General features: G+C 45.4%; 19 protein-coding genes. 11 read left to right on the forward strand and 8 right to left on the reverse strand.

What is annotated here, in order from left to right:
• The first annotated feature begins 50 nt into the window (after positions 1-50).
• Positions 51-740 carry a PadR family transcriptional regulator gene (locus KJS52_RS10415; protein WP_213514712.1) on the forward strand — a complete coding sequence of 230 codons (690 nt, stop codon included), beginning with the start codon at positions 51-53 and terminating at the stop codon, positions 738-740.
• Positions 741-877: 137 nt separating this feature from the next.
• Here KJS52_RS10415 and KJS52_RS10420 read toward each other — a convergent pair whose 3' ends face one another.
• From KJS52_RS10420 to KJS52_RS10440, 5 genes are all read right to left on the reverse strand, one after another.
• Positions 878-1,930: a cation diffusion facilitator family transporter gene (locus tag KJS52_RS10420; protein WP_213514714.1), complete on the reverse strand. Its 1,053-nt coding sequence runs from the start codon at positions 1,928-1,930 to the stop codon at positions 878-880.
• A gap of 268 nt (positions 1,931-2,198) precedes the next feature.
• On the reverse strand, positions 2,199-3,365 hold the full coding sequence (locus KJS52_RS10425) for a VanZ family protein (RefSeq protein WP_213514716.1): 1,167 nt from the start codon (positions 3,363-3,365) through the stop codon (positions 2,199-2,201).
• Positions 3,366-3,385: 20 nt separating this feature from the next.
• Positions 3,386-3,565 (reverse strand): YjfB family protein, encoded by a 180-nt coding sequence (locus tag KJS52_RS10430; protein ID WP_213514718.1) that lies wholly within the window; start codon positions 3,563-3,565, stop codon positions 3,386-3,388.
• A gap of 119 nt (positions 3,566-3,684) precedes the next feature.
• Positions 3,685-4,518, reverse strand: coding sequence for a carbohydrate ABC transporter permease (locus KJS52_RS10435; protein WP_213514720.1), 834 nt, complete (start codon positions 4,516-4,518; stop codon positions 3,685-3,687).
• Complete coding sequence (locus KJS52_RS10440; RefSeq protein ID WP_213514722.1) at positions 4,518-5,408, reverse strand: carbohydrate ABC transporter permease; 891 nt, start codon at positions 5,406-5,408, stop codon at positions 4,518-4,520. Before KJS52_RS10440 ends, KJS52_RS10435 begins: the two co-directional genes overlap by 1 nt.
• 146 nt (positions 5,409-5,554) lie before the next feature.
• On the opposite strand from KJS52_RS10440, the gene KJS52_RS10445 reads away from it, so the two are divergent.
• From KJS52_RS10445 to KJS52_RS10460, 4 genes are all read left to right on the forward strand, one after another.
• Entirely contained in the window at positions 5,555-7,390 is a 1,836-nt protein-coding gene (locus KJS52_RS10445; protein WP_213514723.1) for a sensor histidine kinase, read from the forward strand.
• On the forward strand, positions 7,380-9,032 hold the full coding sequence (locus KJS52_RS10450) for a response regulator transcription factor (protein ID WP_213514725.1): 1,653 nt from the start codon (positions 7,380-7,382) through the stop codon (positions 9,030-9,032). The genes KJS52_RS10445 and KJS52_RS10450 overlap by 11 nt, the downstream gene beginning before the upstream one ends.
• Before the next feature lie 119 nt (positions 9,033-9,151).
• Positions 9,152-10,453: an ABC transporter substrate-binding protein gene (locus KJS52_RS10455; protein ID WP_213514727.1), complete on the forward strand. Its 1,302-nt coding sequence runs from the start codon at positions 9,152-9,154 to the stop codon at positions 10,451-10,453.
• A 393-nt stretch (positions 10,454-10,846) separates the two neighbouring features.
• On the forward strand, positions 10,847-12,940 hold the full coding sequence (locus tag KJS52_RS10460) for a glycoside hydrolase family 36 protein (RefSeq protein WP_213514729.1): 2,094 nt from the start codon (positions 10,847-10,849) through the stop codon (positions 12,938-12,940).
• Between the two features lie 834 nt (positions 12,941-13,774).
• Here the strand turns inward: KJS52_RS10460 and KJS52_RS10465 are convergent.
• Complete coding sequence (locus KJS52_RS10465; RefSeq protein ID WP_213514731.1) at positions 13,775-14,350, reverse strand: hypothetical protein; 576 nt, start codon at positions 14,348-14,350, stop codon at positions 13,775-13,777.
• 195 nt (positions 14,351-14,545) lie between these two features.
• On the opposite strand from KJS52_RS10465, the gene KJS52_RS10470 reads away from it, so the two are divergent.
• Positions 14,546-16,402 carry a sensor histidine kinase gene (locus tag KJS52_RS10470; RefSeq protein WP_213514733.1) on the forward strand — a complete coding sequence of 619 codons (1,857 nt, stop codon included), beginning with the start codon at positions 14,546-14,548 and terminating at the stop codon, positions 16,400-16,402.
• Positions 16,377-17,891 (forward strand): response regulator, encoded by a 1,515-nt coding sequence (locus KJS52_RS10475; protein ID WP_213514735.1) that lies wholly within the window; start codon positions 16,377-16,379, stop codon positions 17,889-17,891. Before KJS52_RS10470 ends, KJS52_RS10475 begins: the two co-directional genes overlap by 26 nt.
• 633 nt (positions 17,892-18,524) lie before the next feature.
• Here KJS52_RS10475 and KJS52_RS10480 read toward each other — a convergent pair.
• Together KJS52_RS10480 and KJS52_RS10485 are read right to left on the reverse strand one after the other, a co-directional pair.
• Entirely contained in the window at positions 18,525-19,733 is a 1,209-nt protein-coding gene (locus tag KJS52_RS10480; RefSeq protein ID WP_213514737.1) for a CynX/NimT family MFS transporter, read from the reverse strand.
• A complete protein-coding gene (locus KJS52_RS10485; protein WP_213514738.1) occupies positions 19,730-20,422 on the reverse strand; it encodes a FadR/GntR family transcriptional regulator in 693 nt (230 codons plus the stop codon). Before KJS52_RS10485 ends, KJS52_RS10480 begins: the two co-directional genes overlap by 4 nt.
• A 228-nt stretch (positions 20,423-20,650) precedes the next feature.
• On the opposite strand from KJS52_RS10485, the gene KJS52_RS10490 reads away from it, so the two are divergent.
• From KJS52_RS10490 to KJS52_RS10505, 4 genes are all read left to right on the forward strand, one after another.
• A complete protein-coding gene (locus KJS52_RS10490; protein WP_213514740.1) occupies positions 20,651-21,604 on the forward strand; it encodes an ABC transporter permease in 954 nt (317 codons plus the stop codon).
• Between the two features lie 25 nt (positions 21,605-21,629).
• The gene (locus tag KJS52_RS10495) at positions 21,630-22,499 is read left to right on the forward strand and encodes a carbohydrate ABC transporter permease (protein WP_213514742.1); all 870 of its coding nucleotides are present in this window, start codon (positions 21,630-21,632) and stop codon (positions 22,497-22,499) included.
• 62 nt (positions 22,500-22,561) lie between these two features.
• Positions 22,562-24,229, forward strand: a complete 1,668-nt coding sequence (locus KJS52_RS10500) for an extracellular solute-binding protein (RefSeq protein ID WP_213514744.1) — start codon at positions 22,562-22,564, stop codon at positions 24,227-24,229.
• A 181-nt stretch (positions 24,230-24,410) separates the two neighbouring features.
• Positions 24,411-24,929, forward strand: coding sequence for an SRPBCC family protein (locus KJS52_RS10505; protein ID WP_213514746.1), 519 nt, complete (start codon positions 24,411-24,413; stop codon positions 24,927-24,929).
• Positions 24,930-24,953: the final 24 nt, after the last annotated feature.

Consider the following 24,953-nt stretch of genomic DNA (forward strand, 5'->3'; position numbering starts at 1 on the left):
GATATATCGTTATATTATTACGATATATCGTATTGAGGAGTGATATATGTATGAAGGGTTTTAATCACCACTATGAAGACGGTCAGCACCGTCATCGTTTGCATCGAAAAATGAGCTATGCCAGACATGGAGAAGACATGGAATTTTTAAGATTCCGTCATGGCGGCGAGCGGGGAGGCTACGGTCGAAGAGGTGAAGGCAAACGTTTTTTCGAGCGCGGTCAATTTAAATTCGCTCTGCTTGAGCTGCTGGCAGAGCAAGCGATGCATGGCTATCAATTAATGAAAGCTATGGAAGAAAAAACAGGCGGCTTGTATGTACCTAGTGCGGGCTCAATCTATCCAAATTTGCAGCTGCTAGAGGATATGGGCTACATCAGCTCCAGCGATGCAGACGGCAAGAAGCTATATCAAATTACTGAAGCAGGGAAAAACCATTTAGAAGAACGCAGCCAGCAGGCAACGGGAGAGGAGGAACGCTGGAAGCACCATCATCGTGAGAGAAGCGGCATGCAGCAGTTCGGCAGACATCCGAAGCAGCAATTGAAAAGCTTTATGCAGGATTGGTCCGAGCTCGTTTATTTAATGGCGCAGGCTTCACAGGCTGTACAGCAGGCACCGGATTCCGAGCAGGCTGAGCAATTCAAGAAGCTGATGAAAACAACGCAGGCAGGCATGCAGCAAATAGTAGCGGCATTAGCTGCTGCGCCGCAGGCAGAGAATGATCAGGAAGGGCAGTGAACTCAAACATAGTTTGAGCGGGTTAATCCATTGCAAATAAGACGGCAGGCTTTGCTGGTAAAGAAGCAGAGCTTGCCGTCTTTGCATTTACACAGAAGAATGCTCGCAATGATCGCACGCTGCATGAAGCAGCTTCGCTAGGTTTGAGGCGCCATAGCTGCAGCGCATGGATCATGCTCGGTGGCAGATGTTTCGATCTGGAACGTAGAGTGAGCGATGCCGAATTGCTCTTTGGCAAGCTTGATCGCTTCACAGAGCACGACCTGCTGATCAGCATCATCTTCGACGACGATGTGGCAGCTTAACGATTCCATTTGTGAGGTAATCGTCCAAATATGCAAGTCATGCACATCAATTACATGCGGCAAGCGGAGCAGGCTTGCTTTCACCTGCTGCTGATCAAGACGGGCAGGCGCTCCCTCCATTAAAATATGAAGGCTTTGCTTCAGCACTCCCCATGCACTTCTTAAAATGAGCAGCGCAACCAGCACGCTAATAATTGGATCGGCATAGTACCAGTTAAAGGCTAGCATAATTAGCCCTGCAGCAATCGCTCCAATAGAGCCGAGCATATCGCCAATTACATGCAGGTAGGCCGAGCGCATATTCAAATTATGCTCCACATCGCCTTTGCGCATTAGGAAATAAGCGGACAGCATATTGGCGACGAGGCCGATACAAGCAATCAAAATCATCGTTCCGCTAGCTACCTCTGGCGGCTCTACAAAGCGTTCAATTGCTTCAACAATAATGAAGCCTGCTACAACAAAAAGCGTGACGGCGTTAAGCAAGGCGGCGAGTATTTCAAAGCGATGATTGCCGAAGGTGCGCTTTGGCGATGCTGCTTTGGCAGCAAACCAGAAGGCGATCAAGCTGAGCAGCAGCGAGCTGCTGTCGCTAAGCATATGGCCGCTGTCGGATAGCAGCGCCAAGCTGTTCGTTACTAGTCCGCCAATAAATTCTAGCACCATAATGACAGTTGTAATAATAAGAGCAATGATCAGCCCTTGGCGATTGCCGCTTGCAGAGCCGTGATGATGCAGCAGTCCATGACTGTGATCATGGCCATGACCATGTCCGTGATGGTGGCTGTGATCATGTGAATCGTGAGTGTGCTTATGCTGACTTTGCTTAGCATGGCTGTTATGATCATGCTCATGCTCGTGGCTGCAGCTTTTATTTGATGACATAATCCCTCTCTCCTTTAAGCGTTCATGCAGTTGTCATTGACTACAGGTTATGTTTTCTGAACAAAATCAATACGCTAATCACTGCATGCAAGTTGTATAATTAATATATGAACATATGCTCATATATAGTAAATCATAATCCGTATCTATTGTCAATAACAGTCAAACAAAAAACCGCCGCTTTACAGCAGAACAAGGTCGATTTGATCTCATTGTCCTGCGAAAGCGGCGGTTTTATTTAATTGCGGTATGACCCAGGCATTGGCGATCAGCTTTGCTGATCAGCATCTGATTCGTGGGTCTTGCGAGTCGTACCAAGCCCTGCATATACATCAAAGAAGAAGCGGCGCTGCTCCTTGCTAATGAGCACAAGTATAATGTGCACGACCAGCACGATGAACATCACGAATGATAGTAACAACCCTAAAACATTGAAAGCAATTGAAAGCACATACGTCGAGGACTCGAAATCAGCTTCAATGCGATTGAATACTTGAGCGACAAAGGCGACCGCATAGATAAGAAAGACAGCGAGATACCGTTTTATTAGCTTGCGTGCTAGCTTGGAGCTTGTAAAGCGGAAGCGCATAAATTTGCTGCCTAAGGTCTGACCGCGCCAAATGAGCGGTATGATAACAAGGAAAACAAACAGCGTTACCGTATGAATCGCCAGCATGCTCCATATGTCCGAGCTGCCGCTTATGCTTGCTGCTATGCGCGAAATAATTTGAACAAGCAAAACATCAAGCAGCATGGCGAGCAATATAGGCATATTGCGGACTTCATCTCTTTCCAGCAGCTCGGCTGCCTTTTGCTGAATATTCGCTCGCGTCGGGAACAGGGCGAGCAAAATTGGCGCAATAAAAAAGCCGAGTATGCCGCCAACTGTATTCAACATCAGGTCGTCGACGTCGAACAAACGATACGGGCAATCATAGATGCCGTATATGCCTGTAACCTGTGTTACTTCATAGCCCAGCGTAACTGCGAATATAATAAGCAATGCCTTCCACCATGCTTTGCGCGCCTGGAAGTAGTAGCGTAAATATACGCCTAACGGCATAAGCAGCAGTAAATTAAAAAACGCTTGTAAAAATGCCCGTTCTTTTAGCAAGGATACATAGGTTGCAGGTCTGTGCCAATCTACATTCGTTTCACGCAGTAAATCCTTCACAAACTGAAACGGAACAAACGAATAGTAGGTCCTTCCCCCAGGCTTAACGGTGCAATTGTGGATCGTATCCGGCAGCGGCAGCATCGTAAGCAAAAACGCCGCCAAAAAATAAAATATGAACGAAAACACAATGATCGTTGACGATAAGGGGAAAAAGCCGATTTTGCGATAAATGTAGATTAGCCATGGCAAAAAGCTCACCATGGCTATAAACGCAAAAATAATTAATGCCACAACAATTGGTTGAACGTAATCCAGCAAAACTTTATTTCCTTTCCGTCTTACACTCGAATATCCAGCTGTTTTCCGAGATTGGGGTCAAGACTGCCTTCCAGCACTTTTGTAATCAATTGCGACGCGATATCTTTATTGACATCCATCGACTTCTTTAGCAGACTGATTGAAACTTCTTGCTTTACAGAGGTCAAGCTGTTAGAGATTGAAGCTGCTGCTACATCCATACTGTACATCTCCCTACTTTATTATTATTGCTCATTTACACAAATAATAGCCGAGTCTGTGAAAGACTCAGCTATTATATCGGCTTATTCTGTTCAAATCATTATACCAAGGGGGAGAATTAGCCTTTGACAGCGCCTGCTACAACGCCTTTTACAATATATTTTTGCAAGAACATGAACACGATGATGGAAGGCAGTACGGCCATAACCATCGCTGTCATCGCATATTGCCAATCTGAAGTATATTGGCCGACAAAGGTGTACGCTGCCAGCGTCAATGTTTTCGTGCTTGGCGAGCTGTTGACCATAAGCAATGGAAGCAGGAAGTCGTTCCAGATCCACATAACATCAATAATAATAATCGTTGTTGTAACGGATTTCAATAGCGGGAAAATAACCGAGAAATACAATCTGAAGCCTGAAGCGCCGTCAATTGTAGCACTTTCGTCGATTTCTCGCGGAATTCCCTTTACAAAGCCGTGGTAGATAAAGACGGCAAGCGGAGCGCCAAAGCCCCAGTACAGCAAGCCAAGACCAACCGTGCTTTGCGATAAATTCAATGTATTAGCGAGCTGAACAACGCTCAGCATGATTGATTGAAATGGAATCAGCATCGGCATTATGCACAGCATATAAATCAGAATGCTCATGCGCGATTTGGTACGTGCCAGCTTGTAGGCGGCAATGGAGGACACGAATATAATCCCTGCCAACCCAAGCACAGTTATGACGACATTGTTGGTAAACAATCTTGGATAATCAATAAACTTCCATACATAAGCGTAGTTGTCCAGCATCAGCTTTTCAGGCAAGGCGATTACATCGCGCATCACTTCGCCAAAGGATTTAAAGGAGTTGTTGATCGCCAGAAACAACGGATATAAAAACAGCAGCGAACACAGCACTAAAATGACTTCTAATGCAACCTTTCCAACTATTCCACGTTTTTGCATTACGCCTCAACCTCCCTGCGTTTGAATAATGCCAGCTGGATAATCGTAATAATGAGCACCACGACGAACAGTACAATCGCTTTAGCTGTACCGTAGCCGAACAAATTGTTTTGGAACGTATCACGATAAATGTCATAGGCGACACTGTAGGTTGTTCCGCCCGGACCACCGGCTGTTAGTGACAAAATAACATCGAACACTTTAATCGAATTGGTCAAAGCCATAAACACCGAAATCGTAATCGAAGGCGCCAACAGCGGCAGCGTAATGCTAAAGAAGCGGCGAATTGGCCCAGCTCCGTCCACGACAGCAGCTTCCTTCAAATCATCAGGCACGGCTTGCAAGCCCGCGATATAAATAACAAGGTAAAACCCGACGGATTGCCAGATCGAAACGAGCAATATCGAAATAAACGCCAAATTCGGATCGCCCAGCCAGCTAAGCTCAAAGATGCCCCAGCCGGTGCTTCGGCTTAGCGATTCAAAGCCTTGCATAAAGATGAACTTCCAAATAAAGCCGACGATAACCAAGCTTAAAATATATGGAATAAAGAAGGCAGCTCTTAGCCAGGTAGACGTTTTCAGCTTCATATTCAACAGTAGAGCAAGCCCGATTGCCAGCACATTGACCAGCACAATATACAAAATAGCGTATTTAATAGTGAACCAGGAGGCGTTAGCAAAATTTGCGTCGCCCATAAAAATTTGCTTATAGTTATCAAATCCGATAAAAGTAGGCGAGCTTGAAATTCCGTTCCAGTTCATTAGAGAGTATCTGATCGTCATAAAAAATGGAATATAGAAAGCGACAGCAATACAGATTATAACGGGAATTGTGAAAAAGCTGAATTCAAGTCTGTCTTTTCCTTTTCTTCCAAAAAATTTGAACATAAGGCACCTTCTTTCTTGTAGTACACGATAAGTTGAAGTTATATTACATATTATAGGGATGTGCCTCAGGGGGCTAAATGGATTTTCATTGTCACTTAAGGGTAAAAAAGTGAACGATCTATGATGGATGAGGAAGGATATACGAGATGAAGAGTATAAAACGGATGCGTGAATATGTTGCAAGCCGCTTAGTAAATAAGCTTATTATATTGTTTTCGGCAATTATTATTCTGGTCGTCGTCAGCCTGACATTTATTTCATACCAGCGGCTGCATAAGGAAGCGATCGGGCATATCATCTCCAGCAGCTCCAACAATTTAATGCTTGTCAATCAAAATTTGGAGGACTATGTCAAGGAAATGGAGAAGCGCTCGTTGCCGCAAATTAATTTCGATGAGCTGAGCTATGCCTTTGTCCATGAAGCCGACAGCTACGCGTCGAAAATGCTGATTGAGGATTATTTGCGCAGCATATTTTACAATCAGTATGATCTGGAGGGCATTTACCTGTATCTCGTTAACAGCGGAAAATATTACGAGGTGAAGCGTCTGCGCAATGATATTACGATTTCCACGTATGAGGATTCAACGGTCATTAACCAGCCCTGGTATAAGGATGCACTGGAAAGCCAATTTAATCGCTCCTATCAATCACTACCCTTCTCTGGCTATGAGGACAGCTACAGCATGAAAACAGAGAAGGGCTTTTTTGCTTATCATCGCGTTCTGCGTTCAATCGCCACGCGGACGCCGCAAGCTGTTATTTCCTTTTACTACAATGACTCCATTTATAACGATATTATCGAAGATGTGCCGATTGAAGACGAAGAGCAGCTATTTTGGCTCGGCCCGAACAATGAGCTGTTTATCGCTACGGATCAGTCCCGCTTTTCGCAGCTGGTAAAGGAGCAGGTTATTGAGGCGATAGCGAACGGGCAGCAGCAAGGCGAATATACGTATACAGCAAACGAGCAAAAGCATTTGGCCATATATAATATCGGTGAGAAGGAAGGCTGGAAGCTGATCAAGACGATTCCCTACTCGCAAATTAATGCCAGCGCCCAGCAAACGCTGCGCTTCAGCCTGCTGATCGGGATCGGCTTTCTTGTAATCGCAGTTCTGCTAGTGATCATTCTGGCGAATCGAATAACGAAGCCGCTTAAAAAGCTGTCAACGCAAATGAAGCGATTCGGCTCAGGCGATTTTGACGCTACGCTTGAAGTCGTCGGTACGGACGAGCTTGCCTATCTATCACATCGCTTCAACTCGATGGTTAAGCGCACCAATGAGCTTATTAACGAGCGCTACAAATTGAAGCTTGCCGAGAAGAATGCCGTTTTGAAAGCGTTGGAGGCTGAAATTAATCCGCATTTTCTGTATAATGCGCTGCAGGCCGTTTCCACCAAAGCATTGAAAACAGGGCGGCTTGAAATCGTGGAAATGGTCGATTCACTAGCCTTAACACTGCGCTATTGCATTAGCGGCAAAGACATTGTTACAGCAGAGGAGGAGCTTAAGCATATCGGCCACTATTTAGCGATCCAAAAGGCTCGCTTCGGCGAGCGTCTAATCGTTGAGTACCAGTGGTCGGAAAGCTTGAAGACCATCGAAATTCCGAAGCTGTCCATTCAAACGCTTGTTGAGAACGCGGTGAAGCATGGTGTAGAGAAGGTTTCGACTCCCGTCAAGCTTGAAATTCGCGCCAGCCGCGATGATCATCATGTGACGATAGTTGTAGCCAATAACGGTCCGGCGATTGACGAGCATAAGCTTGCCGAGATCGAGCGCTGGCTTCAGCAGGACTGGGAAGAAGCGCTTTATAAGCAGGAAAGCATCGGGCTTGTCAATTTGAATGCAAGGCTGAAGCTGCTGTATGGCAGTAGTGCCAAGCTAAGTATATATAGTGCCAATGAGCTGACGGAAATGATAATTTCATTGCCGCTGGACATACTACCAGAAGGAGGCAGTTACGATGAATTATAGTGTCGTAATTATTGATGATGAGGAGCCGTTGCGCGAGGCAATTAAAATTCTCGGTCAGTGGGAAGATCTGAATGTCGCGACGATCTATGAAGCAAACAATGGTCAAACTGCACTTGAGCTGCTCGCCAAGCATCCGATCGATATCGCTTTAGTTGACATGAAAATGCCTGAAATGAACGGGAAGCAGCTGCTGCAGATGATTGAGCAGCAATTTCCTGAGCTGATTGCAATCGTCATTAGCGGCTATGATGATTTTGAATATACGAAGCAGGCCATTCGCTCTCGAGTTGTCGATTATTTACTGAAGCCGATCAATCGGCAGGATCTGAACCAGGCATTACGTAAAGCTACCGATATGCTTGCAGCAAAAAAGCAAAAGGAACAGGAAACGATCAACCAAACGATCACCTTAAACATGTCTCTGCCGCGTCTGAAGGAAAAGCTTTATTTATCGCTTATCGACCGCAGCGATAGCAGCTATTTAAGTGAGGATTTGCTGAAGCTGACAGGCTTTGAGCAGGGAAATCAGCTGTTTGCCGCAGTCAGCATATCGATGCTTAATATGGAGCAGCTGGCGGAGAAACGATTTAAAGGCGATATCGACCTGCTGCACTATGCCATCACCAATATTATTCAGGATCTTGCTTCCGTCTACTTCAACAGCTTCAGCTTTGCTAACCCAAAGCATGAGCGGGAGATTATTACAATCGTATCGATGGAAGGCCAATACCGCGAGGATATGCTGTACAAGCTTTATCATCAGATGAGCAAATTAACTGCGACACTTAAAGATTTGTTCAAGCTTCATATCGTCGTTGGCTTCGGCATGCCTGTTGCCGCGATCCAGCAATTAACGACGAGCTACGAGCAGGCAAAGCGGGCAGCCTTGAGCTTTGATTTAATGCGAGCAGCTGGCATCCCGGTTATACGATATGAGGAAAGGTCAGAAGAGACGGGGCAGGATAAAAAATCAATACTCGCTCGCGTCAATCAGTTAAAGCATATGCTGGAGACAGGCAATACCGCGATGCTGAGCAGCTTCTGCCAAACGATTATTGAGCAGCTGCATAGTGCTGATCATTTTAAACTGAGCGAGGCAGAGAAGCTGATGGACGAGCTCGTTTTAATCTTAAATGATATCGCGCTTGAATTTGGCGTGCCTTCCTCCAAGCTGCCGATCAGCAGCAGCAATCCGCTTCGCGTGCTAAGTGTCAATGGCGACTACAGCGATATTAAGCAATACGGAGCAAGCCTGCAGCGACTGGCACTCGCTTATAAGGAGCTGATTGACCAGGAAAAGCGGCAGGACACTGGCTTTAAAATCAGCGAGATCAAAAACTATATCGATGAGCATTACTATGAGGATATTAAAGTGACCATGTTTGCTGAAAAATACTATCTTAGCCGCGAGTACTTAATGAAGCTGTTCAAGCAACAGTACGGCAAAGGCATTCATGAATACGTCCAGCATGTGCGGATGGAGAAAGCAAAGGCATTGCTGGCCGAAGGAAGCTTGAAAATTCAAGAGATTTCCGAAATGCTGGGCTACCGGGATAAAAACTATTTCAGCAAAGCATTTCGCAATATGGTTAAGATGACGCCTTCCGAATACCGTCAGCAAGCAGAAGCTGTGAAAAAGTGAAATCGTCATGATCGAACACTTTTTTACCCTTTTTTCTTCACTTATCTACATTTAGAAGCGTGGATGATTTATTTAGAATATAGGTGTAAGCTAACACATTCGTGATTGGGGGCAATAACATGCTAAAGAAAATTTCTGCGCTTGCAGTAAGCCTTATGCTTGTAGTGGGCTTATTGTCAGCATGTGGAACGAACAATGGCAACACTGGAACAAACACAGAACCTGGCGCGGGCGGAGATGAAAAGGTTACGATTTATATGTTTACAGCTTCTCCCGAGTATACTGAAGCATTCCATGCTTATATCGAAGAATACAAAAAGGTTAAGCCTAATGTAACGATTAATTTGGAAATTATGCAGGCTGACTACAATACGGTATTGAAATCAAAAATCTCCTCTGGTCAAACGCCGGATGTATTCCAAACAACGGCTGGCGGCGACATCGATACATTTGCTGAATACAGTGCGGATTTGACGGATCAACCGCTTGCAGCAGCGATGACAGATGCGGTGCGCGCGAACATGTCGTCAACAGATGGACGCGTGCTGGGCTTGCCGGTTAAAGGAAATCTGATGAGCCTTGTAGCCAACATGGATTTGCTGGAGAAGGCTGGCGTTAGCGAAATTCCAAAAACAACTGCCGAGCTGGATGATGCAATTGCCAAGCTGGAAGCAGCAGGTATCACACCATTTGCCAATGCGTATAAGGAATGGTGGGTATGGAAGCATATTTTCCAACATTTCGTAAATGCGGCAGCTGAGGACGCAGGCATTACGCCAAAAGAGCTGGTAGACCAATTTATTGCAGGAACAACTACTTTTGAAGATCACCCTGTATTGCGCGACAACTTCTTCAGCTTTATCGACAAAACGGTTGCACACGGAACAAGCAAGCCGCTTGAAAGAGACAGCAATGCGCAGGTTAGCGACTTTGCTACAGGTCAGGCAGCGTTTATGACGGGCAAGGGCGCATGGGACGAGGAAGCAATCAAAAAAATTACGCCAGATATCAAGCTGCAAATTGCCGGCTATCCGGTCAGCGACAAAGCTGAGCAGGCAACGATTGCAACAGGTGCGGACCAAGCGCTTCGCATTAACAAGGATTCACCAGTTGTAGAGGAAACAATTGAATTCTTTAACTGGCTGTACACATCCGATTACGGCAAGAGCTGGTTCTCTGAGGTTGCCAAAGTCATTCCTCCAATTAAAGATGCGGCACTGCCAGATTTGGATATGCCGAAGCAAATGGAGGAAATTTTGAAAACTGGCAAATCAGGCGATCTGTCTGTCAACTACTCGCTGGATACATTCCATCAAAAATTCGGTGAGCTGATGCAGGCATATATCGGCCAAAGCAAATCGAAAGAGCAAACGATCGATGAAATCCAAAAAGCATGGACTCAATTCGGTGCTGCTCAATAACATTTAGACTAGAGCGAAGGAACAATGCAAATCCGAAAAATGAAATTGGAGGAATGCATTGCTTCGGAGCGCTGAACTACAACAAGAGGGGGTGTTTGGGGGTCAGGTGTACTGGCTCTCTAAACACCCCTTTACTTTTAAAAATGAAGTTCAAAAGGTCCGCCTTTGATGACGATGTATTGCGTCGTCGTATATTCGACGTCGAATCTTGAACGCTAGCGAAAACTGCGGTGCTCACGTAGCTATTGGCCTACGCTGCGCTCCTCGTTTTCTACTAGCGTCCAAGCTTCTCGGTCCTGAAAGGCGAATTTTTGAACACTTATTGGAAGATGAAGCTCAAAAGGTCCGCCTTTGATGACGATATTATAAAAAAAATAGCGGGAGGAATGGAGTATGAAGCAACAGCTGCTTTCGTTAGAGGAGCAAGGAATATTTATGACCTTTCATATTGCACAGTCGGGGGATGTAACATTGCTGCATTTTGGTGCCGCTCCGCTGCAGGAGGAGCTTATTACTGAGCAGGATGTGGTTGGCTATCGCATGCTTGAGCTGCAGCTGACGGGAGAGGATCGGGCAGAATATCATGGTCGCACACATCGCGCCTCATATCCAGGCTTGCGAATGAAGTATAGATCGCATACAGATCGTCGCAATGCACAAGGGCGCAAGCTCGTAATTAGTCTGTTTGATGAAGTGACGGGCGTAACTGCTGAGCAGCATTATCAATTTTATGATGGCTTGCGCACGCTGCGCACCTGGACGGTGGTGCATAATGAAGGTCAGCAAAGTGTTGCGCTTGAATATTTGTCGAGCTTTGCGCTGACTGGCTTCGGCAAGGAAGGCAAGCTTGATCGCAATGAGAAGCTGCGGCTTTACATCGCGCATAGCGGATGGCAAAGCGAGCTGCAGTGGCGCAGCTATCGCTTGCCAGAGCTTGGGCTGACGCATTTGATCGATCGCGGCTCGAAGCGGCTTGCGTTTAGCAATACTGGATCTTGGTCATGCGCTGAGACGGTGCCGATGGCAGTACTCGAGGATGAAGAAAACAAGCAGGCGCTGTATTGGCAAATTGAGCATAATGGTTCATGGCATTGGGAATTCACCGATCAGGTCGATCAGCTTACCTTGCTCGCAGGCGGGCCAAATGAGCATGACAATCATTGGTGGGAGCAGCTAGAACCAGGTGAAACCTTCACTTCTGTGCCCGTCGCCGTTGGCGTAGCGGCTGGCGGCTTTGAGCAATCGATTGCCGAGTTGACTCGCTATCGCCGCATGATTCGTCGTGCTAATGAAGATAATGAGCAGCTGCGCATCATTTTCAATGACTATATGAATTGCTTATGGGGCTCGCCAACAACGGACAAGCTGCTGCCGCTTATAGACGCGGCTGCTGAAGCAGGCTGCGAATATTTCTGTATTGATGCAGGCTGGTACGCAGCGGGTGAATGGTGGGACGGTGTAGGCGAATGGCTGCCTTCAAGCGAACGATTCCCTGAAGGCATAAAGTTTGTACTGGACTATATACGCAGCAAACAGATGATCCCTGGCTTATGGCTCGAAATTGAGGTAATGGGGATCAATAGTCCAAAGCTTGCTGAAACGAACGACAGCTGGTTCTTCATGCGCCACGGACAAAGAGTAAAGGATCGCAGCCGCTACCAGCTTGACTTCCGCAACCCGGAGGTTATTGCTCATGCCGATAGCGTCATTGCGCGGCTAGTTGAGGAGTACGGAGTAGGCTATATTAAAATGGATTACAACATTAATGCAGGCATTGGAACAGAAACTGCAGCAGATAGCCCGGGAGCAGGACTGCTGGAGCATAATCGCGCTTATTTGAGCTGGCTTGATAAAACCTTTGCCAAATACCCTGAGCTCGTGATCGAAAATTGCTCATCGGGCGGCATGCGCATGGATTACGCCATGCTTAGCCGCTACAGCATTCAATCGACAAGCGATCAGGAGAACTACGTTCACTATGCAGCCATTGCAGCAGGAGCGCCAGCCGTGCTAACACCAGAGCAAGCAGCGGTATGGTCGTATCCGCTGCGCGAAGGCGATGACGAGGAAGTCATCTTTAATATGGTCAATGCCTTGCTGCTGCGTGTGCACCAAAGCGGACATTTGGCTGAGCTAAGCAAATCGCGCTTCGCATTGGTTAAGGAAGCGCTCGATTATTACAAGCAAATTCGCCCTTATATAAAAGAAGCACTGCCATTCTGGCCGCTTGGCTTGCCCAATGATCAGTCCGAATGGATATGCCTCGGCTTGCGCCATGAAGAGCGTAGCTTTATTGCAGTATGGCGAGTCAAAGGAGAGGCAGAGCAGCTCGTGCTGCCGCTGGCCGGCCGCGGCTACAAGGCTTCGACGATGCGCATTGCCTACCCGGCGCAAGCAGCTGGAGAGCTGACATGGAATGCTGAGCGGGAGGAGTTGGTGGTGGGGCTCCCGCAAGGACCCACAGCACGCCTCATCGAGATTCTATAGGTAGGTTCAAAACTGGACTTTGATGACGATGCGGTTACGTTGGAGCGTAGTCGGCGTCGAATCTTGAACGCTAGCGAAAATTCCGGTGCTCACGTAGCAAGTGCCTACGCTGCGCTCCTCATTTTCTACTAGCGTCCAAGCTTCTTGGTCCTGAAAGCCCAGTTTTGAACCCTTTATTGGAAGAGGTAGGTTCAAAACTGGATTTTGATGACGATGATGGGCGTTGTAGTGGATTCGGCGTCGAATCTTGAACGCTAGCGAAAATTCCGGTGCTCACGTAGCTTTCTGCCTACGCTGCGCTCCTCATTTTCTACTAGCGTCCAAGCTTCTTGGTCCTGAAAGCCCAGTTTTGAATCCTTTATTGGAATTGGTTCTGCATTCAAGAAAGCTACAGTGAAGGAGCAAAGCATCCGAAAAACGGAGTGGGTTGCCTTTAACATCGTAATGCTGCCTATAAAATTAAAATAAGAGCATTACGATTTAAAAAGCGATTGGAGGATGCTTAGCTCCGGAGCGCTGATGCCGCTACGCTGCTTCGTAGCGCACTCAATAACAAAAAAAGCTACAGCGGAGGAGCAAAGCATCCGAAAAACGGAGTGTGTCGCCTTTAATATCGTAATGCAACCTATAAAATTCAAATAAAGAGCATTACGATTTAAAAAGCGACTGGAGGATGCTTAGCTCCGGAGCGCTGAAAAACGGAGTGTGTCGCCTTTAATATCGTAATGCAACCTATAAACTTCAAATAAAAAGCATTACGCTTTAAAAAGCGACTGGAGGATGCATTGCTCCGGAGCGCTGAAAAGGTCGGTTCAAAAGCTGGGCCTCGATGATTCACCGTTTTGCTGGCTGCCAAACAATTTTAGAAATAAAACAGATTCCGCCACTTTCTGGATGAAACTGCAAGCTGATCGTAAATGTTCCTAGATCAGGAACGATTTTTTCCACAATGGTAAGTTCATCCGCTTGATTCTCATTCTCCACGCGAATCCTGTTATGGCTCACTTGATCGGGAGAAACCCCTGCTGGAATCAGATTTTGTGTTAATATTTCAGCTGCATGGTCTGGTGAACCTCTCCATGGGAAATGACCTTCGGCAAAGCCTTGAATGATTTCTTGAGTAATAAATTCGATTCGCCCGAAGGAATAATATGGAATTTCGGTTGCAGGCTTTTTAAAATCATCCTCCGTCAGCTCAAATAGAACAATAGGATCAAATGTATCGGCTTCTTCTAGTTCTTTATCTAATTTTATGGAAGGTTCATTGGATGTTATCGGAGTATCTTTTTCAACCCTACTTTCCTCTTTGTTTTGACCAAGTTGTTGCAAAGCCTCAATGTTTTGAGAACAGGCAGATAGTAGAACTACCATTATCATCAATAACGGTACTGCCTTTTTGAATGAAAACATAAACATATCGCTCCCTTTTGGTTATATATAACAAATGTGGATGTCCTACACTCTTTAAGACGCTTTATCTCGGAAATGTGTTACAAAATAAGATGTGTATCCTCTACAATCCCTATGTGCAGTGCATAATTGTATTGTTTCAGCTTCTTTGCATGTGCCATAATGTAAGGGCTTACTTTTGTGGAGGTGGCTTTCATGCTTGAAATGATTAATAAGCTGAGACGTAAACGATATAGCTTCAGTACAAAGCTCATTTTAATTCTTGTTGCTGCCAATCTTATTATCTCTGGCATAACGGGTCTCATTACTTATCGCGTACATCAATCCCTTTTTAATGAGGAGCTCAGCCGGCAGCATACTATGCATAACCAGCAGGTTCTTGCCAGGCTTGATTCCCGTGTTAAGGATATGTATCGAATAACGGATTATATTACGTTGAACCCCATGGTTAAGCAACTAATTAGCGGACTAGAGGAGAATTCCAGTTCATATGATCGATTAATGCTGGAGAAGGAGCTGGAGAAACAGCTGCGTCAGGTGCGTTTTGATGCACCGGAGATTGAAGCGATTCGAATCTATGATCTGAAAAATAATATGCTGAATTTGGGAAGCTTTACAGGCTCCTTTCAGCAGCTTCAACCGTCTTTTTTAACAGAAACGATTAATATGCTGGAAGGGACGAGCGGAGAATATATTTGGCGTCGAATAGGTGAGGATCAGTTTCAGGATAATGCCAATAAAAACTGGGTCCTGGCTGCACGGCTTATGCGCTCTGAAGATCTGGTTACCTACGGTGTAATGCTCATTTTATTTAGAACCTCGCTTTTCGAAACGTACATGAAGGATTTACGGCAACAAGGAGATACAATAGGTTATTTGTATGATTCAAACGGAGATCTATTGTATATGTCTACCGGAAGTGGGCAGCAGCCAAACGTCCAAATTCCGAGTATTGACGGACTAATAAGCCAAATTGTTAAGGAAGGGGGACGGTCGTATTTATATACAAAGCAGGTTTCCGACCAGGTTCAATTTTCACTAGTTAGCCGGGCATCGTTAAAAGAGGTGCAGCATCGTAGTAAGCTTATTTTGCAGGTGGCGATTATTTCAGCGCTAGCGAGCATGGTTTTTTCATGGCTTATTATTACGATTGTCAGTAAGCGACTGCTTAGTCCACTGAAAAAGCTCGTTCATGCCATGACTCGAGTTCGATCAGGGAAATTTGATACACGAGTTGAGATTCGTTCGCGTGATGAGCTTGGATTTATCGGGGATCGATTTAATCAGATGACCGAGCAAATTGATACGCTCATTCGCGAGGTTTACCAGCGGGAATTGAGCGAGAAGGAAGCCGAGCTGAAAGCAATTCAAGCTAGATTGAATCCCCATTTTATGTACAACACGCTAGGCATGTTTTTTTGGAAGTTTTATGTACTAGGCGATGAAAAATCTGCTCAGCTCGTCAATTCCTTATCTGAAATGCTTCAGTATTCGCTTGAGCCGCCAAGTCGTTTTACGACACTACGTGATGAATTAAAACAAATTAACCATTATTTAAGCATACAGCAAGCGCGATATAACGATGTGCTGACTACAGAAATAGATGTTCCGGATGAGCTGCTTGACAATCAGATTATTCGATTTTTAATCCAACCGATTGTTGAGAACGTATTTGTCCATGCGTTTCGCGATAAGAAGAATGATCGCTATCTTGTCATTCGTGGTAGATGTGAAGTAAACTCGAGCACAGAGCAATCATTTCTTAGTCTAACAATTCAAGATAATGGCTGCGGCATGGAGATCGAAACAATAGAGCGCATTCTGTACAGCGCTCCTCATTGGACAAGCACTGAAAAGGAACGGGACAGAATTGGACTCAGCAGTGTTATTCGACGTATTGAGCTAATGCATGGCAAGTCATATGGAATTGAAATTAGCTCAAAGCTTGGAACAGGAACTCTTGTTAAGCTGCGGCTTCCTTTAGAATGTGAACAACCTCTTATGGATGAAAGGGAGGGGAACTTGGTTGATCGGAAAGCTGATAGTGGTTGATGATGAATCCTGGTTTAGGGAAGGATTAATGATGCTGATCGGCAAGGAACAGCTTGGCTGGGAGGTTGTAGGAGAGGCGTCTGATGGGGAAGAGGCGCTTGCATTAATCGAAACAACAAAACCGGATCTTGTCATTACAGATATTCGTATGCCTGTTGTTGACGGGCTGATGCTAACGGAACGTCTGGCTGAAACACATCGTGATATTATGGTCATTATTTTAACAGGATACCGTGATTTTGAGTACGCTCAACACGCTTTGCGAAATGGTGCGATTGAATATTTGTTGAAGCCAGTATCACTTCAGGAGACATGCCGTGTATTGCGAAAAGCATATGACAGATATCGGCAGAAGCAAGTTGAGCAAAAGCTTCGTTTGCGTGAAAAGCAGTTGAATATATTAAGAGCTGCACTATTTCGACTGCCTTGTAATAAGCAAGAATGGAATGAAGTAAGCTCCCAATTTAGCGGGTATGAGCTATGGGTGCTGCAGGTTGAGAACTACTTCCCTCAAGATAGAAATTATGAAGAGAAAGATATCGAGCTGTTGCATTACGCGATAGCAAATATAGGAGGAGAACTGCTTCAGTCGCAGAATCAGCAAGGGATTCTTCTTTCTTTAAATAATTGGGAGCTTGTATTCCTGCTTGCACCTGGCGAAGCTGTACAGCGATATTGCACACTAGTAACGGAAAATATAAACGCTCTTCTACATCTGGCGGTGCAATGGCATTGCGGCGGATTAATACAGCAATTGGAGGAACTCGAGCTGCGATATGCTCAGCTGAGAGGAGTATACTTGCACGCTAGCAATACAAGGCTGGACGATAAGGCTGAACGATCAATTGAACTGCGCGAGAATGTATTGTCGGACTTAATTATTGGTGATGTGGAAGGAGCGAGAAAGAAGCTTATTGCGCATATAGAGCGAGCGGCCAGCTTCACGCTGCACCATTGTAAAACAGAGATTTATATTTTAGTGTTGGCTTTATCAAGCCTGCTAGATACAAATTTTAAACAGCTGCAAGCAGACAACAGCAATGATTTGCATCTGGAGTCGATCCTGTTGCTTGAAGAAAAAGCTAAAATAACGGAGTGGGCGCTCATCAAAACTGAGGCTTTTCTCAGCAGATTTGAGCAGTGGCTGCAAGAAAAACGAGAGAATGTCGTGCAACAGGCGAAACAATATATCGAGCTGCATTACAAGGAAAGCTGCTCACTACAGCTGGTTGCTGCCCACGTCCATGTAACGCCCAATTATTTAAGCAATCTATTTAAACGAGAAACGGGAGTCGCCTTTAGCAATTATATCAGCATGCTGCGAATCGAGAACGCAAAGAACCTGCTGACCTTCACAAAAATGAGAATATCTGAAATAGCAGAGCACACCGGTTTTGATAGTGCGAGTTATTTTACGACGGTGTTTAGGCAAGTAACAGGCAAATCGCCAACCGAATACCGAAAGGAAGTTCAAATAGCTGGACTTTGATGACGATGATGGGCGTTGTAGTATACTCGACGGCGAATCTTGAACGCTAGCGAAAACTGCGGTGCTCACGTAGCTATTGGCCTACGCTGCGCTCCTCGTTTTCTACTAGCGTCCAAGCTTCTTGGTCCTGAAAGCCGAGCTTTTAAACTTACATTGGAAGGGGAAGTTCAAATAGCTGGACTTTGAAGACGATGTGATGCTTCGTAGCGGATTCGACGGCGAATATGTCGCGTTACCGAAAGCTGCGGTGCTCACGTAGCTTTCTGCCTACGCTGCGCTCCTCGTCTTTCTACTGTCGTCCGAGTTTCTTGCTCCTGCACTCCAAAGAAACACCAGCGGAGGAGCAAAGCATCCGAAAAACGAAGTGTGTCGCCTTTAACATCGTAATGCTACCTATAAAATTCAAAAAAGAGCATTACGATTTAAAAAGCGACTGGAGGATGCTTAGCTCCGGAGCGCTGATGCTGCTACGCTGCTTCGTAGCGCACTCAATAACAAAAAAAGCTACAGCGAAGGAGCAAAGCATCCAAAAAACGGAGTGTGTCGCCTTTAACATCGTAATGCAACCTATAAAATTCAAATAAAAAGCATTACGATTTAAAAAGCGACTTCAGGATGCTTTGCTCCGGAGCTCTATACTGTTTGATTTTTTGAGGCGCCCCAGCCTGATATAAACAGCAGGGCGCTAATGACAAGCAACAATAACAGCGGAAGGCTCCAGCTTGCTGTGACGTCGTGGAGCAAGCCAAATAGAATAGGTCCAGTTGCTGCCAGTGAATATCCAATGGATTGCGACATGCCGGATAATGAAGCTGCGTCGTGGGCATTTTTCGTTCGCAAGCTCAAGAAGATCATTGCAAGGCTGAACGCAGATCCACCGCCAATTCCAAGCAAAATGGTCCATAATGGAAGAAGTGCATTTCCACTCCAATACAGGCCTGCTATAGCTGCAATCAACAAGCTTGCCGTAATGATAACTAGTAAACGCTGGTTTTTCATGCGACCTGCAACTATCGGCATGATGAATGAAACGGGCAGCGCAGCGATTTGAAACAGCGATAGCATCCAACCGGCACTATCTTCACTCAAGCCCCTGCTTGTCAAGAGTTCAGGCAGCCAGGCGATTAACACATAGAACAAGAGTGACTGCATCCCCATAAAAATTGTAACCATCCATGCAAGCGGCGAACGCCACAAACTTCGACGTGCTGAGGCACTGCCTGCTGTTGAAACGGCAGAAATGTGATTCGCTCGAGCTTGAGGCAGCCAGCATAACGCAGCCAATAAAGCGAGTGCGCCCCAGATAACAAGCGCACCATTCCAACCGAAGCCTAGATCACGGGCGAGTGGAACGCTGACACCAGATGCAATTGCCCCGCATAAATTCATCGACACGGAGTATACTCCTGTCATCAGACCAACTTGACTTGCGAAATTCCGCTTGACAAGACTCGGAATAAGCACGTTGCACACTGCAATCGCGAGCCCAAGCAAAGCGGTGCCTATAAACAACGATGCTGTTGTGCTTAATGAACGGATAACGATACTGGCGATGAGCAGAACCAACGCGTAAAGCAGGGCCCGTTCTGCCCCAAAGCGGCGTGCCAGAATGGGGATGAACGGTGAAAGAACGGCGAAAGCAAGTAACGGTAATGTTGTAAGCAGACCTGCTGCTGTATTCGATAGTCCCAACGAATCACGAATTGAGCCAATTAGCGGACCTACTGATGTTAACGGCGATCGCATAGTCAGTGCAATCAAGACAATGCCGACAATGATTGGCCAACTCGCCGACAAAGACTTTTTGACCGTTGTTGACTTCGTATCACTCAGTACGCTCACAGCTGGTCTCCTCCTTCGGCAACGAGAACCGCTTTTGATTGCGAAATATAACGATGAACGGCTGCTGCAGCACGAGCAGCGTCCTGTTCGACAATCGCTTCGACCAGTTGTCGGTGTATTTCTATAAATTCCGTATCCACTTCATAACGAGTCATGCTTGTAATTGAATCTTGAGAAGCTTCAGCGATATGGTCGTATAACTCAATCAATACTTCATTATGAGACGAAGTGACGATGCTTTGGTGAAGACGAATATCCTCTGTTACAAAGCGATCAATGTCGCCGTTTGCTGCCGCTGCCTCACAGCGCTCCAATTGAAGCAGAAGCTCTTGCGCCTCATCGCTCGTTCTGCGTTGCGCAGCAAGATGTGCTGCTTCGCGTTCGAGCGCATGCCGAACTTCCAACGTCTGCAGCGTATCCGAGCGCAGAATACGCTTTTGCAGCACAACTCCCAAAGCACTTGAAGAACAGACATAAGTTCCGTCCCCTTGCTTTGTTTTTAATAGACCCGCGTGTATTAATGCTCGAATCGCTTCTCTTAATGTATTGCGGCTGACATTCAACTCCGCCATCAACTCTGGTTCAGCCGGGATGCGCATCCCGACAGTCCACTTGCCGGATTCGATCAAACTTTCCATTTGCAGTGCAACTTGTTCAACCAACGTTAGCCGGTTTGTTTTCTGAAGCATAAGTCTACCTTCTCTCTTTTACCTTTTATCAAACGTAGGATGTTTGGTTAATTGGTATTTTATCAGACATATGTAATTGAAACAAGTCTTTACGGTTCGAAATAATCTGAAGTTTTTTATTTCTGTGTAGAATATTTAAAGTTTAGCTGTAAATATCAAATGCTCGATGTTATGCGTTTCATTATAATTCCAATAAGAACAATCCAAACAACAAGAAAGGAGAAGATTATGGACAATACTTCCGTCGTTCCGCTTCATCAGAAGGAACGAGAGGCAACGCGAAGGCTGCGCAAACGTCGCTTCAAGTCTAATTTGCCTTTGCTCATTATGTTTACTCCGGTAGTGCTTTACTTCGTAATTTTTAAATACGTGCCGATGGGCGGGCTGATCATTGCGTTTAAGGATTACAACTTTTACGACGGCGTTCTGAACAGTCCATGGGTCGGTCTGCATTATTTCGAGCAATTGTTTCAAGACCCACGAACATTAGAAATTATTCGCAATACATTTGTGCTAAGCTTGCTCAGCATCGTATTCGGTTTTCCGGTACCGATTATTCTGGCTATCATGCTAAATGAGGTACGAAACATGATGTTCAAGCGCACCGTGCAAACGATCGTTTATATGCCTCACTTTCTATCCTGGGTCATTATCGCGATGATGATTATGACGATGTTTTCTTTGGAAAATGGTCTGATTAATAAATTTGTTGAATTATTTTTCGGTGAGCCGTACCCCTTTATGTATAACAATGGCTCCTGGATTGCAGTATTCATAAGCTCAGGCATTTGGAAGGACATGGGCTTTAACGCAATTATATTTTTGGCAGCGCTAACAACGATTGATCCGAGCTTGTACGAGGCAGCAAGCATGGATGGGGCAAGCAAAGGGAAGCAAATCTTTCATATTACACTGCCAGGCATTCGCTCCACTATTATTTTGCTGCTGATTCTCTCAATGGGGAGAGTGATGGAGGTTGGCTTCGATCAGGTATATATGCTGCAAAACTCAAATGTCAACGAAATAGCGGATGTAATCAGCACTTATATTTACCGAACTGGCTTGCAAGGCGCGCAGTTTAGCTTAACGACAGCGATGGGGATGTTCGAGTCACTCGTTGCATTCGTTTTGGTTGTAGGCGCGAACTATATTGCTCGCAAATATAATGAAGGCTTATGGTGATTGCTAATCGTAAAGGAGGATAATTGTGCGTGCTTCAAGAGGCGAGAAGTTATTTTATATGATCAACTACGTTCTGCTTTCTCTGATCGCACTCAGTTGTATTGTTCCTCTAATGAATGTTATTGCCCTTTCATTGAGTGATGCTAATGCAATTATGTCAGGCAAGGTATCATTGCTGCCTGTCGGGTGGACGCTTTACTCATTTGAAAGTCTATTTAAAGGAACGCCGATTCTGAATGCGTTTTGGAATAGCGTCGAAATTACGATCATCGGGACAATACTTAGTCTGGTCGTGACGATCATGGCAGCATACCCGTTGTCGAGAAGACAATTTTATGCAAGAAGCTTTTTTACGATGGCTATGGTGTTTACGATGATTTTTAGTGGAGGACTCATCCCAACTTATCTGGTTGTGGCGAAGCTTGGACTTGTCAATTCCTACTATGCCTTATGGCTGCCAGGATTGGCCAGCGCCTATAACGTGTTAATTATGCGCACCTATTTTTCAAACATTCCTTACGAGCTTGATGAAGCCGCCCGGATTGACGGCTGCGGCGAGCTGCGAATTTTGTTCAATATTATGCTGCCACTGTCCAAACCGGTGCTGGCTACAATTGCACTGTTTTACGGAGTTGGATTTTGGAACGCCTTTATGAGTGTCATGATCTATATCAATGATACTGCCAAATACAACATGACAGTACTCGTACAAAATATGATTAAATCAACCTCGATGGTGCAGGATTTCTCGGATCCTGATATGATTGCGAATTTGACGCCTGACGGAATACGTGCTGCAGCAGTCATTGTAATGGTCATCCCGATATTGCTCGTCTATCCGTTTCTGCAAAAATATTTCGTCAAAGGTGTGATGCTTGGCTCTATTAAAGGTTGATCTGAGCATGGTTCATCTTAGCTCAAGCTTTCAAACATCGAATATAAAAGGAGCGATAGTTTGTGAATAAGAAGAGTTTGATCAAAGGTATAATGGCGCTGACGGCGACTGCTTTCCTGCTAGCAGGCTGTTCCGGTACTGGAAATGAAGCGGTTGATGCTGACAATTCAGCCGGAGAAGGCAATGCCAAACGTGGAAAGATAACGTCTACCGTGTATGACAGAGGCAATATTCCAAACGGAATGGGAACGATTGAAGATAATTTATGGACAAAGTGGATTAACGAAAATGGCCCGAATGATGTAAAATTCACCGCTGTGCCGCGCTGGGAATCGTCGCAAAAATTAAATGTGCTGTTTGCCTCTGGCAGTGCGCCCGATCTTATTTTCGAATTCGGCACCAGTATTCGCAATACGCTGTTTGATCAAAAGCAGCTGTTGCCGCTTGATGAGCTAATCGAAAATCATAGCACCGTGTACAAAGCGATGCTTGAAAAGTATCCACAGCTAAAGAAAGCAGGCACAAAAAGCGATGGCAAGCTGTATGAGGTGGGGCGGATTAATGAGGTATACCCGCTCGTCAGTCTCTTTATTCGTCAGGATTGGCTCGACGAATTGGGGCTGGATATGCCTAAAACAACAGAGGAAATGATTGCAGTAGCAAAGGCGTTTACAGAGCAGGACCCTGACCGCAACGGACAGGATGATACATACGGTATTGCTGCCGTACATTTTGGCGACACTGCAGGCATCATCCGTTATATGTACAATGCCAATTTTGTTAATGTGGATGAAAACAATGAGCTTCAATTTGGACTTGAAAATATGAAGCTTGCTACTCAGTTCAGACGTGATCTGTATGAGGCCGGTGTAATGGATAAAGATTTCTTGACGGATAAGGATGGTTCGAAGGCGAAGCAGGATTTCTTGAATGGCAAGGTCGGGATTATGGGATGGATGACGAATGATTATACAAGCTTCTCAACCAAGGAATTGGACACATTGATGAAAAATGCGCCTGAAGCTAAGCTGGCGATCGTTCCGCTTCCTGAGACGCCAGTTGGCCGCTACACAATGGTATGGAACAATCCAATCCAAATGACAGCGGTTGTCAATGCCAGAGCAAAGGATCCAGAAGCTGTTATTCGTGAAATTGATTTTCTGGCTAACAACGAAACGGGCAAAGTATTTAAGTATGGGCTTGAAGGTGTACACTACGAGATCGGTGAAAATGGCTGTCCGGTTACGATTGATGAAGAAACATACAAAAATGAAGTTAGCTGGAACAGTGACTACGGCATGCTATATAGCCGGCTAGAGGATGGCAAGTGTGGGTATACTGAAGCATTTTTTGATGAAAATGTCCCTTCTCAAAAGGAAGGCTTGCGACTGTTTAAGGAAGCGCGAGAGGTATACATGGAGAAAATTCCAGTCGGTGAAGGGATTACACACTCTGAGCATATGCCGCAGCTGCCAAAGGATTTGCAAACAAAAATGTCCAATTTAAGCACACAAATTAATGATCTATTTACGAAGTCGATTATTGGTGGAAGCAAGTATACAGTAGAGCAAGCGATGACTGAAGTAACAGAGCTATGGGACACACAAGGCGGTAAAGACATTGAAGCCTGGTATTTGGATTGGTGGAGCAAGGAGAAGGAAAATGTACTTGTATGGGATGATTTCTATGAAATCTATGAGGACCAGCAGCGTGCGTTTAACGAGCAGTAAAGGGTAAGCAGTAAAGGGTAAGCAGTAAAGTCTGGGCTACTAGGTCTAGGGCGGGGATGCCAGATCGTCAGTTTTCACTGACCATCGGGACATCCCTGTTTTTTATGAATAATTTGCGTTTCGGCCATGCTTTTCGTTATGATAGAGAAAATAGTATCGCTAAACGGGGGAGATAGATCGCATGTTTTCAAGAGCTAAGCTGGGCAAGATCAGCTCCAAGGTTCGAGAGCAATCATTGTTTTTGGAGCAGGTATTTCCTGCATCGCGCGAGCAAGTGTTTCAGGCTTTTGTTGATGCCGAGCAATTAAAAGAGTGGTGGGGACCAGAGGGCTGGCAGCTTACTCATTGTGAAATTGACCTGCGACCTGAAGGCTCCTGGCATTTTTGCATGACATGCACTGATCAAAGCAAGGAGTATGTTGGCCAGCAATCATGGGGGAAAGCGATTTATGTTGAGATCGATGCGCCAAATCGTCTCGTCTATCGCGATTGTTTTTCCAATGAAAAGGGCGAGATTGATCCAAGCTTGCCGGAATCGCTCGTTATTGTGGAGTTCTCCGATCAAGCCAAATTTACAAGAGTGATTAGCGAGGCGCGCTATCCTACCAAGGAAGAGCTTGATGAAGTATTGAAAATGGGCTTAGTTGCAGGCATTACCGAAACTTGGATGAAGCTGGATCGCTTTTTACGAAAATCATAATAACAGACTGGATGCACAACGCTA

It is taken from the genome of Paenibacillus montaniterrae (assembly GCF_018403185.1).
GTDB lineage: Bacteria > Bacillota > Bacilli > Paenibacillales > Paenibacillaceae > Pristimantibacillus > Pristimantibacillus montaniterrae.

What these genes read in the sequence shown, in the direction of transcription:
- KJS52_RS10415 (WP_213514712.1), top strand. Translation starts at nt 51, where the DNA reads ATGAAGGGTTTTAATCACCACTATGAAGACGGTCAGCACCGTCATCGT.
- KJS52_RS10420 (WP_213514714.1), bottom strand. Translation starts at nt 1,930, where the DNA reads ATGTCATCAAATAAAAGCTGCAGCCACGAGCATGAGCATGATCATAAC.
- KJS52_RS10430 (WP_213514718.1), bottom strand. Translation starts at nt 3,565, where the DNA reads ATGGATGTAGCAGCAGCTTCAATCTCTAACAGCTTGACCTCTGTAAAG.
- KJS52_RS10435 (WP_213514720.1), bottom strand. Translation starts at nt 4,518, where the DNA reads ATGCAAAAACGTGGAATAGTTGGAAAGGTTGCATTAGAAGTCATTTTA.
- KJS52_RS10440 (WP_213514722.1), bottom strand. Translation starts at nt 5,408, where the DNA reads ATGTTCAAATTTTTTGGAAGAAAAGGAAAAGACAGACTTGAATTCAGC.
- KJS52_RS10445 (WP_213514723.1), top strand. Translation starts at nt 5,555, where the DNA reads ATGAAGAGTATAAAACGGATGCGTGAATATGTTGCAAGCCGCTTAGTA.
- KJS52_RS10450 (WP_213514725.1), top strand. Translation starts at nt 7,380, where the DNA reads ATGAATTATAGTGTCGTAATTATTGATGATGAGGAGCCGTTGCGCGAG.
- KJS52_RS10455 (WP_213514727.1), top strand. Translation starts at nt 9,152, where the DNA reads ATGCTAAAGAAAATTTCTGCGCTTGCAGTAAGCCTTATGCTTGTAGTG.
- KJS52_RS10460 (WP_213514729.1), top strand. Translation starts at nt 10,847, where the DNA reads ATGAAGCAACAGCTGCTTTCGTTAGAGGAGCAAGGAATATTTATGACC.
- KJS52_RS10465 (WP_213514731.1), bottom strand. Translation starts at nt 14,350, where the DNA reads ATGTTTTCATTCAAAAAGGCAGTACCGTTATTGATGATAATGGTAGTT.
- KJS52_RS10470 (WP_213514733.1), top strand. Translation starts at nt 14,546, where the DNA reads ATGCTTGAAATGATTAATAAGCTGAGACGTAAACGATATAGCTTCAGT.
- KJS52_RS10485 (WP_213514738.1), bottom strand. Translation starts at nt 20,422, where the DNA reads ATGCTTCAGAAAACAAACCGGCTAACGTTGGTTGAACAAGTTGCACTG.
- KJS52_RS10490 (WP_213514740.1), top strand. Translation starts at nt 20,651, where the DNA reads ATGGACAATACTTCCGTCGTTCCGCTTCATCAGAAGGAACGAGAGGCA.
- KJS52_RS10505 (WP_213514746.1), top strand. Translation starts at nt 24,411, where the DNA reads ATGTTTTCAAGAGCTAAGCTGGGCAAGATCAGCTCCAAGGTTCGAGAG.